This window comes from Nitrososphaera sp., from assembly GCA_039938515.1.
In the GTDB taxonomy this organism is placed as follows: Archaea; Thermoproteota; Nitrososphaeria; order Nitrososphaerales; family Nitrososphaeraceae; genus Nitrososphaera.
Map to the genome: position 1 here is coordinate 46,849 of JBDUUL010000006.1, position 13,534 is coordinate 60,382.

The window sequence follows — 13,534 nt, forward strand, 5'->3', positions numbered from 1 at the left end:
GCCTCTGTAACCACCTCGATAAATGGCGTTAGGAAGAGAGGAACAAGTCATCAGCGAACCAGTGACCGAGGATCTTACGACGGAAACGACGCCTCAAATGGCGATTGAAGAGACGCCCGCCTCGCCAACAATTGCACAGCTTCAGACTGTTGGAGCATCTAACCAGGAGGCAATGGTTGCACAGACATTGAAAAGAGTAAAGCGTCAGGCAAAAGAGATCGAAAAGATCGCCAAGACTCTGAAGGGGATTTCCGCTGACGTTGCAGATGGCAACAAGGGTCAGGGAAAGCAGCTAAAGCAGTTGCAGACAGAACTGGTCCGGGTTTCAGCAGCTATCAAGAGATTGCAAAAGAAGAGCCAGCAGAGGCCTCGTACCAAACTCGCCGCGAAAAAGTCGTCTGCACGCAAGCCCTCAAGAAAGAAGTCATCCAGCCGCAGGAGATAGCGGGCATATAGCTCGCCGCGTTGGCTGAGCGCTCAGACGCAAATACACCTGCGTCTATCCGGCAGTCTCACTCTTTGAGCGTTGCGCCCCTGAGCTCTGAAAGGTATCCGAAGAACGTTATAGGATGCTCCTTCTGGCACTTGACGCAGGTTATAACTGCGTTCTGGGCATTTCTCCCGCCCACGACGCGGTCGATATAGTCTATCTGTTTTCCGCAAGAACACTGTATTTTTAATGTCGCCAAGCGCTTGAGGGTTGATTCATCTGGCTAATATTTTTTCTGAGCATTGACCGCGCTACCTGCTACCAGTTTTGACAGTGCGACCTGTTAGTCTTGACAATGTTGGTAAAATAGAGTGAATGAAACTTGGAGAAAAGGTAATTCGATGTATAACAGGCAGTCCTGTAGAGAATGCGGATGCAAGCTTGAGCCATTCTGCGTCTGCCTTCAGTGCAGGGAGCAGCTGGGATGGGTTTGTGTGCAATGTGGCAGGACCGAGGATTATAGCCGAATTCATGCGCGGGAGGGCTCGTGCGAAGGGGCCCTTCAGATAATCGAGGTTGTCAGCAGCTAGAGGTTCGAACTGTTACTTTGCAGCCTCCATCCGTCTGTCATATGCCTCGATGATTTTTTGAAGCGCCGCGTCTTCCTCACGCGCCGCGGCCATGAATTCCTGCGTGAAAACTGATCGGCTGACCTCCTCAATCGTCCTGTAGAAGCTCTCGCTTTGCTGCTCCTCCATCTCTTGAATTCTCGGCCGGAGCTCAGGCAGAAAGGCGGATCTTACAAGCATTTGTTGTATTAGCAGCCGCTCGTATCTGCTTGCGGCAAAAAACCGTCTAAAGACGTTCTTACGTTCCGCTTCTTCCAGTTTTCTCATGTCTTCGGGGGAAGGAAGCTGAAAGGTCATAGTACAAACGATGCTTGCTGAATTAAAAGACTTGTTGTTGTCTATGCGGTCTGATGGGCTATGTTTCTGCGACAAAGACCTTTCTTAGATCAGAATAGCCCCGCCGCGTTCTGAAGACCCAAACTTTGCCACACGACTCGCACGTCAAGGCATCTGCCTTACCAGACAGCGCGATTTCTATATGACTACAGCGAACCTGGTATTCTCTCTTTGCCGCCTCCATGTCGCGGAGCGTAGCTACATCCCTTCCCGGGTTTTCTGTCACTTGGTTCCTGGTAGTGAATCGACGATATAATTCAAAGTCTGTCTGACAGTTGAAGGCCGCCTCGCATTATCTTATGGAATAATGAATCAGACATCATATATCGGCAATCTTGGTTTGAGTACCGAAACACTTCATGCTACAACGGCAGAAGGAGGGATGACCCCTGGAATCCACAAACGCGATCCTGCTTCTTGACGATGAGTTTGACATTGTCACCATATTTACCCGAGGCTTAAGAAAGAACGGCTTCACAGTCTTTGGGTTTTCCGACCCCCTAATTGCACTTGAGCATTTCAAGGTGAACTCTCAGAGCTACAGGCTCGTTGTCACCGACGTGCGAATGCCAAAAATGAACGGTTTTGAATTTGCGTCCAATGTGAGGGAAATCAATCCCAAAGTCAAGATAGTCCTGATGTCCGCCTTTGAATTATCTGATGTCGAATATTCCGCCGCGCTCCACTCGCTAAAAATCGACGGCTTTCTTCGCAAGCCTGTCGAAATTCCGACACTCATAAAGGAAGTACGCGACACTGTGACTGGCTGATCGACACCCCTGAGAGTTGGCGCTTGCCCACCTTACCCGAGTCTTATTATTGCCCGGTTCCTTCAAATCCACCCATTCGTTGGCCGCTAGAACACCAAAGCGCCGCGGAAGGACGAGCACAAGCTCATTCGGGGTCTCGCGCAGGGAAGGCCATGATTCTTCCCGCTTTTACAAGCGCAAGCTCTACATCAGCCAGCCCGAGAAAGTCGAAATATCTTGCGCCGACAACCCTGTCCCTAATCAGACGCTCAACAGGATTTTCTGCAAAAGCAGCGAGCAAATGACGGAACTCCCAGACAGATCCGTTCATCTTGCCATAACGTCGCCTCCGTACAATGTAGGCAAGGCGTATGATGCAGACCTGTCACTCGATGAATACCTGGCAATGTTTGGAAGGGTGTGCAGGGAGCTCCAGCGAGTGCTTGTGGATGGAGGGCGATTCTGCCTCAACGTTGCAAACATAGGAAGGAAACCGTACATACCAATCCACAGCTACATGATTTCAGAATTGCGCAAAGTAGGCTTTCTTATGAGGGGCGAGATCATATGGGACAAAGGGTCTAGCGCAGGCTCGTCTACCGCGTGGGGGAGCTGGCGATCAGCCTCAAACCCATCACTTCGCGACGTACACGAATACATCCTCGTCTTCTGCAAGGGGACTTTCGGCCGCCCGAAGAGCGAAAAAAAGAGCACGATATCTCGAGACGAGTTCCTAGAGTACACAAAGAGCATCTGGCGATTTCCTGCTGAATCAGCATCGCGGGTGGGCCATCCTGCGCCCTTCCCTCTCGAGCTGCCCAAGAGGTGCATCAAGCTTTACAGCTTTGAGAATGATGTAGTCCTTGATCCCTTCTGCGGTTCCGGCTCGACTTGCATAGCGGCACGCGACTCTCGGAGGAATTACGTGGGCTATGAGACTGAGAGCGATTACGTGAGGCTAGCCAATCGCAGGCTACAACGAACCGGACACGGGAACGAGCCATAAAGGAAATAAGGTCGGGGGGCGTACTTGCGTAGAGACCATGTCGCAAAATAACGATCCGATAATTTACCTGAAGTACAAGAACCTTGGGGACATGCTGAAGGTAATGATTTATTCATCACAGTCAATGCTGGGCGTCATTCCAAATCTCTACTACATCAGCCATGGAGGTAGGCACATTTTGTTTCTCATGACGGGCGCGATTGGTGGCGTTACAGCTCACTATGTCGTCGAAAAAGAAATGCCGACAAAAAAATACATCCAGCTTAAGCGGCTGACAGGTGAGTACTCTTTTCTGGACGGTATGGGGACTGACTCGCTTTCTCTTTACGTCCCCATCCTGATTCTGGAAAAATCAACACTCGATTTTCCCGTATAGACATCTCGTTCAGGGGCTCCTTCAAATGAAGCAGCGTAGGACAAAGACCAAGAAAAAGCCAAAACCAGTGAATGAAATTTCTGATCAAGAGGTCGATGATTTTCTTAACGCCGTCAGATCGTTTGATGGGTACCCGCGCCTGAGGGAGCTCCCAAAACTTCTGCCCTCTATGAACACGACTAAAATCAACGCAATACTTCGCTTCTTGGAGCGGTCCGGCGTCATCATAATTGACTCTGATGGATACATAGTCTGGTCAAGGGGAGAAACTGCAGACCGTCTAACCCTGGCAGAGGTTGCAGAAATCGCTCCCGCGGCAAAGGAGTTTTTTGAAGATTATCGCGAATAGAAGAATGTACTATAACACGCTTTCATCGCTTATTTATTGTTCATCTCACTAGTGGATTCTATGAAGTATCGAAGCCGGACCGAAATCGTTGCGGGCATACTCGAGGCCGCATACGATGGGACAACAAAAACCAAGATCATGTACAAGGCGTTTCTGTCGTATTCGCAGCTCAAGGAGTATCTCAGCGTGCTGGTTGAAAACGGCCTGCTTGATTTTAACGAGGCCGAGCTCAGATACAAGACGTCTTCAAAAGGAAGGCGCTTTCTAGAGACCTATCAGCAAATGGGCGAAATGGTCTCCCCTGACCTGTCGGAATAGAAAGAATAACACAGCCCCACTTTTTCCTTTTTTTGCCTTACCTGGCAAAAATGGTTTTTATGTTAGACGAGAGCCGTCCCATCTGTAATGCAAAGCTCGCGCCGGGCTATAACGACAGGTCAAATGTATGAGATAGAGGAAAATGGCGAATCCACGCTTGGCATGCCGCGTTTTCTCATGATGGAAAACGCAGGTCATGGAGCCGCAGATTTTCTTGTAAGTCACTTTGGTGACAAGCTCGCCAGAAAAAGGGTTGTTGCTGTGTGCGGCACCGGCAACAATGGCGGTGACGGGTTTGTAGTTTCCCGGCACCTTGCAGGTTACTGCCGTGACATTACAGTAATTCTGCTCGGTTCGATAGACCATATAAGGAGCAAGGAGGCAAGAGCCAACTGGACCATTCTCGAAAAAATGAACAAAAGTATCAGTCTGATGGTTGCGGGTTCTCTCTTATCGGATGTTCAAAGAAAAGCAATATCCGGCGCGGATATTGTCATCGACGCGATTTTCGGCACGGGGATAGTGGACGGCAGGCCTATCGGAGAGCCGTTTGCGTCCGCTATCGATGCCATCAACGCCTCAAAAGGCTATGTCTTAGCCATTGACGTGCCATCGGGGATTGACCCCAACTCGGGCAAGCCAAACTACAAATGCGTCAGGGCTGCTGCCACAGTCACATTCCACAGGCTCAAGGTCGGGATGAAAAAGGCAAAGCGGTACACCGGAACCATTCACGTGGAATGGATAGGCATTCCTCCCGAGGCGGAGGCTGGAGTGCTGACGTAGTTGGCTCGCATTTTTCAGATCCCCGTGGGTAGGATGGCTAACTTTACCTATCTGGTCTCTGACGAAAAAACCGACGAGTGCGCAATTGTGGACCCGTCATGGGACCTCGAAGTCGTCATGTCTGCCATCAAGAAAAACGGGCTCAAACCCAAGTTCATAATAAACACGCACTCGCACTTCGACCATGTACTTGGAAACGAGCAGATGGCAAAACTGACGGGGGCCAAGATTATCCAGCATCGCAATTCAGAACTGGCGAAAGACATCGCCGTGGATGATGGCCAGACAATAAGTATAGGCGACACAGTTCTTCGGGTGCTCCACACTCCGGGTCATTCCCAAGACAGCATTTGCCTCATTCTAGATGGACAATACGTGCTTACCGGAGACACTCTTTTTGTAGGAAACTGTGGAAGGGTTGACCTTCCGGGAAGCGATCCCGTCCAAATGTATGAGAGCCTGTATCAAAAAGTGGCGGCGCTCGATGAGAATCTCGTCGTGTATCCTGGACACAACTACGGGACGACGCCGACCTCAACGATAGGAAATGAAAAGAAGAACAATTTCGTTCTTCACCTCAAGAGCGAATCGGACTTTGTCGCGTTCATGTCCCATGGTGATTGAGCGCGCAATTCCGTGATATCCGATGCACCTGGATGAGCGAAGCTGCCGAGCACTCCCTACAGACCGTCGAGCGTCCGGTCTTTGTGTGCACCATATCATATACCGCCACAAGTGAAATTCCGGGGATTACCGTCGCAGGTTCAAATCCCGATCTTGTAAAGTACACTCCCGCGGCCGACGCTGAATACCTTTGCTACGGAAAGTGCAGATGCATTCCGGGCGTGCCGGCTACACCCGATGGCAAGCCAACCCCTGCGGTAATAACGCGCGCGGCGCTCCACATCGCAGACATTCCATTTTTTATCGTGGATGCTGGTTCGAAAATCAAACCAGACGTCCCGTATATCTCACTCGGGCTCGAACCCGGAAAGAACATAGCTGAAGGTGACGCCATGAGCCGGGCGCAGGCCCAAGACGCTTTTGATAAGGGCAGGGTTTTGGGAGAGCAGCTTGCTGGCTGTGGTGACATGCTTGTTCTGGGAGAGAGCATCCCGGGAGGGACTACCACCGCGCTTGCGGTTCTGAGCGGCCTTGGAATCGATGCGCGTTTCCGGATGAGCAGTAGCATGCCCTCGAACCCTCATGAAATCAAAAACGCCATTCTTGAGCGCGCAATTGCTAGAAGAGTCAATCATGAGGGACTCGGTTCTCCACTAGATATCGTTGCGGCGTTTGGCGATCCTATGATTGCTTCCGTTGCAGGCATCGCGACAGGTGCACTGACTGCCAGCGACAGCGTTCTCCTCGCAGGTGGAACACAAATGGCAGCGGTGCTCGGAGTACTCAAGCGATCGATCGTACCATTATCTCGCCTTTACGTAGGTACGACTGTCTATGTCGCGGACGACCCCAAGGCGGACCTTGCCGGCCTCGTAGACTCTGCCGGGCCTGCTCCAGTGCTTTCGTGCGATCTTCATCTGCCCGAGTCGGGCAAGGCGGGCCTCAGGGCGTACGGTGACGGCTTTGTAAAAGAGGGAGCGGGCGCAGGGGGCGCATCTATTGCTGCGATGCTCAAAAAGAAATCGCTGTCCGGACATGATATCAGAAGGGCAGCGGAAACAGAATACGAGGACCATATAGAAGCCGCGTTGTAGCCTTGCAGTGTAGTTAGAAAACGAGGCTAAAGGGGAACTCAATGCAGACAAGGGCAGGCAAAGCCTATCGGCCTCGAAAACTCTAGTTCACACGGTATGGACGGCTTGAGGCCGCCAGACCGAAACTTAGAACGTCAAGTACGGATTCTTGTTGCTGCCTGTTTTTTCCTGGGAATCAAACAGTTGGACGAGCAATTGTTGCTGCAGGTTCTGAAAATAGGTTCTAAGACCTATGCTCGACTCGTTCTCGAGCTTTTGCTGGATGGCGGCGACAAGGTGCGGGGTCATCCTATCTGAAACCGTGATGTTAAATCTCGTCTTGACCCTGCCGTCCTGCATGATCTGCATTTCCGAGCGGACATTCTCAGGTGCGATCTGTCTTGCTCGCGAGTCCAACCACTGGTACATCGAGATGAGTACCTGGGGCTTGATTCCCAGTTTCTCATCGTCCATGGAGATGTGAAAAACTGATACTGCGGTGTTCGACTTGTTTTGCATGCGCTCTAACGGAGAGTTAGGATAAAAACAAGGAATAGAGCTCTAGTTAACCATCAAGCTAAAAACGTCGCAGAGCGGCTTTAGATGCTTGAAAGAATCTCTGATAGGCTGTCCGGAATCTCGGGGAGCTCTCCGATGTGACTGACGTTATTCTGCAGGGTCTCGGAGCCGATACGGCGAACTCTCTGGGTTGCAATCAATGTATCAATCAGCCTTTCAAGTTCTTTCGCCGGCAGAACCCCATTGAGCTTTTCCTTCAGCGTGACCTCAGAGTCGTATTTGTTGATGGCGTGCTGAACCAAGATAAGTTTCTCGTCGTGCGAAAGGCTAATCACGTCCCTCACAAGCGTAAGTGGTTATAATAAAGCTTGAACTCTGGACATCGGAATCCACTGCGAGGCATCAAGTCCCTCATTATTCACAAAGCTAGTTTTCCGTGGCCAGGGGTGCCTGCTCTGCAAGACGTGCAATCCTGATCGCTTTATCCTCGCTTTGCACCTGACTTTTTCAGTTGCTTCTCGTACATTTCAACTATCTCACTTATGGTAGTTGCGTCCTCCGGCTTTTTGTCGTCGCGTACCTTGCCGGTAAATTTGGGAAATCTCAACGCCAGGCCGTAACCGGCCCTCAGTGTGTCCATGGCCGCAGTGTGCAGCGGACTGAGCGTGATTTCCGACGCAATTACTTCGATCACCAGTTTGGGTTCAAACCAGACGTCCATCTCTAGCCCCGAATCCACGCGCGCAGGTCTATGCTTGACGATGTGCTCTTGAAGTATCGAGTAAAACTTGACAAGGTCCTTGTCCGAAAAACCGGTCCCAACCTTGCTCACGCTTCGAAAGATGTCATTTTCTTCGTCGTATGCTGCAAGTAGAAGGGCTCCGTAACTCCCGACACGTCGGCCCCTCCCATACAGAGCACCAACTATCACGAGGTCCAGAGTGTCGACAAGCTCATTCTGATACTCTCGCTTGAGCTTCATCCAGGCATATTCGCGGGCGCCGGCGCGGTAGGTACTCTCCAGCTGCTTTGCCATCAGTCCCTCGCATCCATGCCTCATGGCTTCTGCCATAAAATTCTCGATCTGCTTTTGATCTTTCGCAATGCGCTGCTCGACGACCTTTATCTTTCTGTCTTTTGAGTTCCGCAAAAGCTTTTCAAGAAGGGATCTGCGGTCGCTGTATGGACTATCTAGCATCGACTTGCCGTCAGCATAGAGAACATCAAAAAAGTTGATGACAACCGGATAGCTTTGCATAGCCTCCTCTACCCCGTGCTTCCTCCTCCTATGCATGAGCTCTTGAAACGGGAGGTACTCGGCAGTCTTGGAATCTATAGCCACCACTTCTCCTTCAAGTATCAGTTCTCTGGCAGTAGAGATTGTCGACGCAGACGATGCAACGTCAGGGTAGTGACCTGTTATTCGCTCAAGCCTTCGTGAAAAGAGCTCTACTCCGTGAAGTCCCTTGTGGACCTGAACCCGCTCGCCATCAAGCTTGTATTCCAGTGCCACTGGCCTTCCCTCCGACCGGCTGACAACTTCATTGGCGTCAACGGCCCTCTCCGCAAGCATGGGTCTTATCGGCTTGTAAAGAGTAACTTTCATCCGTACAACTGCATCCAGCCCCTCTATGGCAAGTGTCCTTGCGACGGCGCCGAGATCGCTTGACACATTGTACGCGTGTTCAAGAACGTTTCGATTCGCCTTGTCCGCGGTAAATGCGAGGGCAAGGGAGTCAAGCATGGTGTAGTCGGCAATCCCGAGCCGGAGCTGGCCAAGCACAAATTTTACGATGTATCGAGCCTCGTCGTTTGATGCATCATTAAGCAAGCTCTGCAGGAGCCGCAATTTGCTTTCCTGCGAGCCGGCGCCCGCGGTCCGAGCTATCCTGTCTAGCACGGCATAAACTCGCTCGACTGTCATTGGCTCTGAAAAAAACGTGGACTGAGACTTTGACAGCAGGGCTTCGCCTGCAGTGTCCCCGAGGTCGCCAGTCCGCCGATAGATCTCTTCAATGCGCGCCGTGTCTGCGCCGGATGCATTTGCGATCGCCCGCATCACCATCCTTCCTGCAATGCCAAGCTCCACTCCCTCGTAGTCAGGGTACAATTTGCCCTGAATAAGGTAAGTGACTTTGTCGATGGTTTGTGGCGGAGTCCTCTTCAGAAGCTCTACGAGGTAATCGGTCAACGCCAGCCGACTCGCGGTTTTCTCCATTTTGACAAACGTTTCGACAACAAGGGAAAAGTCCATCAGGATGCGCCCAGCTGAAACCCACCGCTGACTGGCAATTATGAATATTAAAGGGCTTGCACGACTTTATAGCGCGCAAAAATGGGTGGCAATAAGAAAAAACCGTCCTCCTCTTCTGACAAGGGAGCGGCCACGGGCCCGGGTGGCGAGATCAAGCCGTCCTCTGACGAGAAGAAGAAGTCAAGCAAGCCGCAGCAAAAGCAAAAGCTTGCCGTGTTGATTGACGAGGGACAGGGCATGAAAGTTATCCAGGGCATGAAGGCAATTACAATTCAGTCAGTCGCTCGAACTACTGGTGTCAAAATATCCGTTGCCAACGCGTTCGTCAAGTCGCTTGAATCAAAAGGCGTCGTGAGAAGCGTGGGCGGATACAGCGGGCACCGAATCTACGAGCTAGTAAAACACTGAGATCTTAACTCGCCTTTTTTATTACCGCTACGTCGCCTGCCTGAACGCTATCCAGGATCTCAATGTTTGTCCGCAAATAACCGATGGGATTCAGCGACTGCATTATAGATGCATCTTTTACAAACATACATACGGCGCCATTTGATGTCATATAGGCCAAGTCTCCTCGCTTGAACTTTGAACGCTGCTTTTCAGCGCCTATTATAAGCCCCGACTCTGCGTAGAGAAACGAATCTGAAAACCTGTGAATTCTTCCCTCCACGGGCATTGACTTCAGTAGCGCGCTGCATGTGAGGGGCGCAAGATGGCGCGCAAGTTCCGCCTGTATGATGCCCCTTCCGCGGACCTCTATCTCTACCCTGATTCTGGACACAGATCCCTGCGGCGGTTCCACAGATGCCATTTGCACGCGACAGAAATTGTATCACCCATATGTTTCCAACTGGTTAGGATTGAAAATGCTTGCAATATTCGCAACATTTATTATAGATCTGCAATCTTTTTGCGTCATTCTTGGTAGTAAAGCGTTCTACAGCTAAAAGGGGTTCTGCCGCGCCAAGAAAGTCAGCCGCGAAAACTGCCAAGAGCAAGAAAACAACAGCCAAGCCCAAGCCTGAGGAAGTAGAAGAAGTTGAAATAAAGAAATCTGGAAGGCCAGAGGACGAGGTTGTTGTATATGATGAGCACGAATACGAGCTTCGCGAAATTCCTGCGCAGGGCAGTCGAGTGCTGATTGGTCCGCCATGGCTTACGCGCTTTGAACGCGCGAGGATTACGGGTGCAAGGTCTCTTCAGCTGTCTCTTGGCGCCCCTTCACTGGCAAGGACTGCAGAAGGAGTTACCAATTCCATAAGCCTTGCCATCGTAGAGATTGAACAAAAGGCTCTTCCAATATCAATAAGGCGAATACTTCCAAATGGGATCTATCAGGATATTCCAATTGATTGGATGAAATGACCTTAGGAAGTCTCTCACACAACTTTTGAAAAACCGAAAAATGGAAAGCTTCGCCCTCTACGATCTTTCACGCTAAATCCGGGCTGGCTTCCTGCCATTGAGGTCATTTTTGTTCAGAATGAAAGCATGAATGGCCAGGGTCTCGCACGAACTGTGCTACAGTACCTCCCCGGAAAGCGCGCCAATCTTTCTTCTGGTTGACAGGGTATCCTTTTGGATCCACTAGAATCCTCCCGGGACATGATCCGCCTGCCTCGTCTTCCCAGCAAGTCGTGCCTCGATGTACTCCTTGAAATCGTTTGAATGGGAAAACATCGATGCAAATTCTAACCCGCGCGAACTGAATAATTCCCGAGCCCCTTCCTCTCTGTCCACCACTGCGACTATGCCCTTCACGGTATAGCCCATTTCTGTGACCCTGTCAGCGGCGTCCATCGAGCTCCTTCCCGTCGTGACAACGTCATCTACGATTACTGCAGGCGAGTCCACGTTTCCCTCGACCCATTTCCGACGGCCGTATTGCTTTGCTTGCTTTCTGACGAAGAAAAGGTCGATGGGACGAGTACCCTGCGCGCTTGACATTGAAATTGAGGTCGCAAAGGGAATCGCTCCTGACTCCAAACCCCCCACCGACTTCGCACCAAGCGCCTGCACCAGACCCAGACCGAGCGAACCTGCTAGCGCAAGTCCTCTGGCGGTTAAAATTGCCTTCTTGATGTCATAATAGTATGGCGACTTCCTGCTGCTTGAAAGAACGGTTTCCTCAAGGACTATGCCATCTTTTTTTATGATTTCCTTCAGCTGCTCACGGGGGGTCAAATCTTGTGGTGCCTGCACAAATCATGATCTCGTGGTTATAAGTACGCTGTCTGAATTTTCGGCTACGGGCAGAAATCAGCTGCCTTCTAAAAGAGCGTCAGCGATTTGAGAGACGAAGTGAACGCATCCAACTCATTTGAGTACTGCGCTTGGGGCGATATAAAAGAGATTGAAAGCAGATAGCCGCGGTGGACCAGATGATAAACGACTTGTTTGTAGGTGGATCCTTGCACCGAGATAGTCCATGTCCTGACCTTCACGTCCTGGTTAGCGAGTGTACCTGAACCCTCGCTCTCGATCGATTTTTCGTGTAGTCGATCGCTTGCTAAAGCTAGCTGCTTTGACTTGGCGTCCAGGCTGTCCAAGGTATCTCCCGGTCTCATCTTGCTGGCAACAATGTCGATTGAGGCAGCAGAATCGTTAAAGGATACGAGGGTGGTCGTGTTGGCGTCAAGGTGCCTGAATTCCTGCGCGCTCCATCCTTGGGGGTATGAAATCGAAAAGCCAAACCCCCTGTTGACGTATGGGTTTGGGACCTGATTCTTTGCGACCACATGCTTGCTGAGCCCCGCGTTAATTACTAGGACAGCGACAATGACTGCCGCAGCGCCGCAGGCAACTGCGATGATGGCCTTTCTAGATGCCAATGTTCCTATCCCCACTGCTTGCGGATAATATATCTATCAGGACTCGTGCTGTCTAGATCTCTTGAATCTTGCTCTCGTCAAAGACATCGCCACCGTACCAGCGGTATCTGAAATAGTCCAGGCACCACTCGTGAAAAATTCTGTCGGCGCTGTAGAATATCATGTTCATATCCGTTTCCCCCTTTTGCGTCGGAAACATGACCGCAGCATGTTTTTCGTTTAGAATCACTGCTACCTGAACGCTTTCGACCATCTTGCGCTCGATTGCAGCCTTGTTTAGCAGCTCGCTGTGGCCCAATTTTTTCAGGAGCTCCTTCCTTCCCACGGCTGTGATCGCGTTTTTGGGTAGCACATATGAGTACTTTACACCGGAGTGCCTTACTCTGCCGACCGCAGGTTCAATGAGATCCATCGGAACCTGCGGAACAACTTCGTAAATGTATTCATTGGCTTGCCGGTAAATGTCCTTCCATCTCTCCAGAATAGCAACAATTCCTTTAACAAATTCACAATGGTCCAGCGCTCCTAGCCTCATGATGAATTTTATGGGAAGCTCGCCGAGTATGTGCTCCGAAAAATACTCCTTGTGCTTTGAAAGGTAATTGAAAGTCGGAATCTGCTTGATAATAGTATTGCCGAAAGTAGTTAATGAAAAGATGCCTTCGGGATCCTTTTCGATTAGCCCCGCATCCTGCAGTCTGTTTACGTTTCTGTGCGCCTCCTGCATGGTGATGTTGAGGTCCTTTGCGAGCTGGGATATCTTGGCGCTCTTGTCATTCAACCGGAAAATAATGGAGAGGCGCTGCTCGCTTGCCAGTTCAAAGAACGTCTTTTCGGTGTTCGCGTAGGTGGGGATGATGTCGACTTCGGAGTCGCTGGACATTTCAGGCCTTACCTGATCGACCACCATGCTTCAAGTTAAAAGTATCCATGGCGCTCTTTTGCAGCAGATTCGGGCGAGGATTCGAGCCTGTTTGTCCTTCTTATGGACATGATTCCAACGATGATAAAGCCTATGCCAATTGCAAAGATCACAAGATCGGCAATAAGTATGCCTCTCCAGAGCTCGTTGACCATTCCCGCGTAGATAAAGAGCAGGGCCAGAATGCATAACGCGATTCCTGCAATGGTTTCGCCGTTGATTCTTTGCATTTGATTAAAAAACTTGCTGGGTATATTAAAACCTAAAGGTTTCTGTTGGCTTCACAGAAGCCCAGAGAACAGAAAGTTCTATCTTTAACGATGTCTGCCGGT

22 protein-coding genes are annotated in these 13,534 nt (G+C 50.6%); 11 read left to right on the forward strand and 11 right to left on the reverse strand.

Translation table 11 applies throughout. The annotated features are described in order from the left end of the window. The first annotated feature begins 22 nt into the window (after positions 1-22). Positions 23-445 (forward strand): hypothetical protein, encoded by a 423-nt coding sequence (locus ABI361_03505; protein MEO9319720.1) that lies wholly within the window; start codon positions 23-25, stop codon positions 443-445. A gap of 67 nt (positions 446-512) precedes the next feature. Here ABI361_03505 and ABI361_03510 read toward each other — a convergent pair whose 3' ends face one another. The 3 genes from ABI361_03510 to ABI361_03520 form a co-directional block, all read right to left on the reverse strand. Then, positions 513-689, reverse strand: coding sequence for a hypothetical protein (locus ABI361_03510; protein ID MEO9319721.1), 177 nt, complete (start codon positions 687-689; stop codon positions 513-515). 343 nt (positions 690-1,032) lie between these two features. Beyond that, a complete protein-coding gene (locus ABI361_03515; GenBank protein ID MEO9319722.1) occupies positions 1,033-1,356 on the reverse strand; it encodes a hypothetical protein in 324 nt (107 codons plus the stop codon). A 58-nt stretch (positions 1,357-1,414) separates the two neighbouring features. Further along, on the reverse strand, positions 1,415-1,621 hold the full coding sequence (locus ABI361_03520) for a hypothetical protein (protein ID MEO9319723.1): 207 nt from the start codon (positions 1,619-1,621) through the stop codon (positions 1,415-1,417). A 184-nt stretch (positions 1,622-1,805) separates the two neighbouring features. On the opposite strand from ABI361_03520, the gene ABI361_03525 reads away from it, so the two are divergent. From ABI361_03525 to cobT, 8 genes are all read left to right on the forward strand, one after another. Further along, positions 1,806-2,165 carry a response regulator gene (locus ABI361_03525; GenBank protein MEO9319724.1) on the forward strand — a complete coding sequence of 120 codons (360 nt, stop codon included), beginning with the start codon at positions 1,806-1,808 and terminating at the stop codon, positions 2,163-2,165. A gap of 79 nt (positions 2,166-2,244) precedes the next feature. Further along, complete coding sequence (locus tag ABI361_03530; protein ID MEO9319725.1) at positions 2,245-3,150, forward strand: site-specific DNA-methyltransferase; 906 nt, start codon at positions 2,245-2,247, stop codon at positions 3,148-3,150. Positions 3,151-3,187: 37 nt separating this feature from the next. Next, positions 3,188-3,526, forward strand: coding sequence for a hypothetical protein (locus ABI361_03535; protein MEO9319726.1), 339 nt, complete (start codon positions 3,188-3,190; stop codon positions 3,524-3,526). 25 nt (positions 3,527-3,551) lie between these two features. Further along, the gene (locus ABI361_03540; protein ID MEO9319727.1) at positions 3,552-3,875 is read left to right on the forward strand and encodes a hypothetical protein; all 324 of its coding nucleotides are present in this window, start codon (positions 3,552-3,554) and stop codon (positions 3,873-3,875) included. Positions 3,876-3,935: 60 nt separating this feature from the next. Continuing rightward, positions 3,936-4,193, forward strand: a complete 258-nt coding sequence (locus ABI361_03545; protein MEO9319728.1) for a winged helix-turn-helix domain-containing protein — start codon at positions 3,936-3,938, stop codon at positions 4,191-4,193. 87 nt (positions 4,194-4,280) lie between these two features. Further along, complete coding sequence (locus ABI361_03550; GenBank protein ID MEO9319729.1) at positions 4,281-4,979, forward strand: NAD(P)H-hydrate epimerase; 699 nt, start codon at positions 4,281-4,283, stop codon at positions 4,977-4,979. Then, positions 4,980-5,603 (forward strand): hydroxyacylglutathione hydrolase family protein, encoded by a 624-nt coding sequence (locus ABI361_03555; protein ID MEO9319730.1) that lies wholly within the window; start codon positions 4,980-4,982, stop codon positions 5,601-5,603. 32 nt (positions 5,604-5,635) lie between these two features. Then, entirely contained in the window at positions 5,636-6,697 is a 1,062-nt protein-coding gene (gene cobT, locus ABI361_03560) for a nicotinate mononucleotide-dependent phosphoribosyltransferase CobT (protein ID MEO9319731.1), read from the forward strand. Between the two features lie 126 nt (positions 6,698-6,823). Here the strand turns inward: cobT and ABI361_03565 are convergent, their stop codons facing one another. From ABI361_03565 to ABI361_03575, 3 genes are all read right to left on the reverse strand, one after another. Next, entirely contained in the window at positions 6,824-7,195 is a 372-nt protein-coding gene (locus tag ABI361_03565) for a hypothetical protein (protein ID MEO9319732.1), read from the reverse strand. A gap of 80 nt (positions 7,196-7,275) precedes the next feature. Then, positions 7,276-7,530 (reverse strand): hypothetical protein, encoded by a 255-nt coding sequence (locus tag ABI361_03570; GenBank protein ID MEO9319733.1) that lies wholly within the window; start codon positions 7,528-7,530, stop codon positions 7,276-7,278. 146 nt (positions 7,531-7,676) lie between these two features. Continuing rightward, on the reverse strand, positions 7,677-9,449 hold the full coding sequence (locus tag ABI361_03575; GenBank protein ID MEO9319734.1) for an ATP-dependent DNA ligase: 1,773 nt from the start codon (positions 9,447-9,449) through the stop codon (positions 7,677-7,679). An 81-nt stretch (positions 9,450-9,530) separates the two neighbouring features. Between ABI361_03575 and ABI361_03580 the strand changes: the two genes are divergently transcribed. After that, complete coding sequence (locus ABI361_03580; protein MEO9319735.1) at positions 9,531-9,857, forward strand: MarR family transcriptional regulator; 327 nt, start codon at positions 9,531-9,533, stop codon at positions 9,855-9,857. Between the two features lie 4 nt (positions 9,858-9,861). On the opposite strand, the gene ABI361_03585 is transcribed toward ABI361_03580, so the two are convergent. Then, positions 9,862-10,260, reverse strand: coding sequence for a cyclophilin-like fold protein (locus ABI361_03585; GenBank protein MEO9319736.1), 399 nt, complete (start codon positions 10,258-10,260; stop codon positions 9,862-9,864). A 110-nt stretch (positions 10,261-10,370) separates the two neighbouring features. Between ABI361_03585 and ABI361_03590 the strand changes: the two genes are divergently transcribed. Continuing rightward, positions 10,371-10,814, forward strand: a complete 444-nt coding sequence (locus ABI361_03590; protein MEO9319737.1) for a DNA-directed RNA polymerase subunit K — start codon at positions 10,371-10,373, stop codon at positions 10,812-10,814. Positions 10,815-11,036: 222 nt separating this feature from the next. Here ABI361_03590 and pyrE read toward each other — a convergent pair whose 3' ends face one another. From pyrE to ABI361_03610, 4 genes are all read right to left on the reverse strand, one after another. Continuing rightward, positions 11,037-11,651: an orotate phosphoribosyltransferase gene (gene pyrE / locus ABI361_03595; protein ID MEO9319738.1), complete on the reverse strand. Its 615-nt coding sequence runs from the start codon at positions 11,649-11,651 to the stop codon at positions 11,037-11,039. A gap of 68 nt (positions 11,652-11,719) precedes the next feature. Next, positions 11,720-12,280, reverse strand: a complete 561-nt coding sequence (locus ABI361_03600) for a hypothetical protein (protein MEO9319739.1) — start codon at positions 12,278-12,280, stop codon at positions 11,720-11,722. Positions 12,281-12,332: 52 nt separating this feature from the next. Continuing rightward, on the reverse strand, positions 12,333-13,190 hold the full coding sequence (locus tag ABI361_03605) for a transcriptional regulator (GenBank protein MEO9319740.1): 858 nt from the start codon (positions 13,188-13,190) through the stop codon (positions 12,333-12,335). An 8-nt stretch (positions 13,191-13,198) separates the two neighbouring features. Next, complete coding sequence (locus ABI361_03610; GenBank protein MEO9319741.1) at positions 13,199-13,432, reverse strand: hypothetical protein; 234 nt, start codon at positions 13,430-13,432, stop codon at positions 13,199-13,201. Positions 13,433-13,534: the final 102 nt, after the last annotated feature.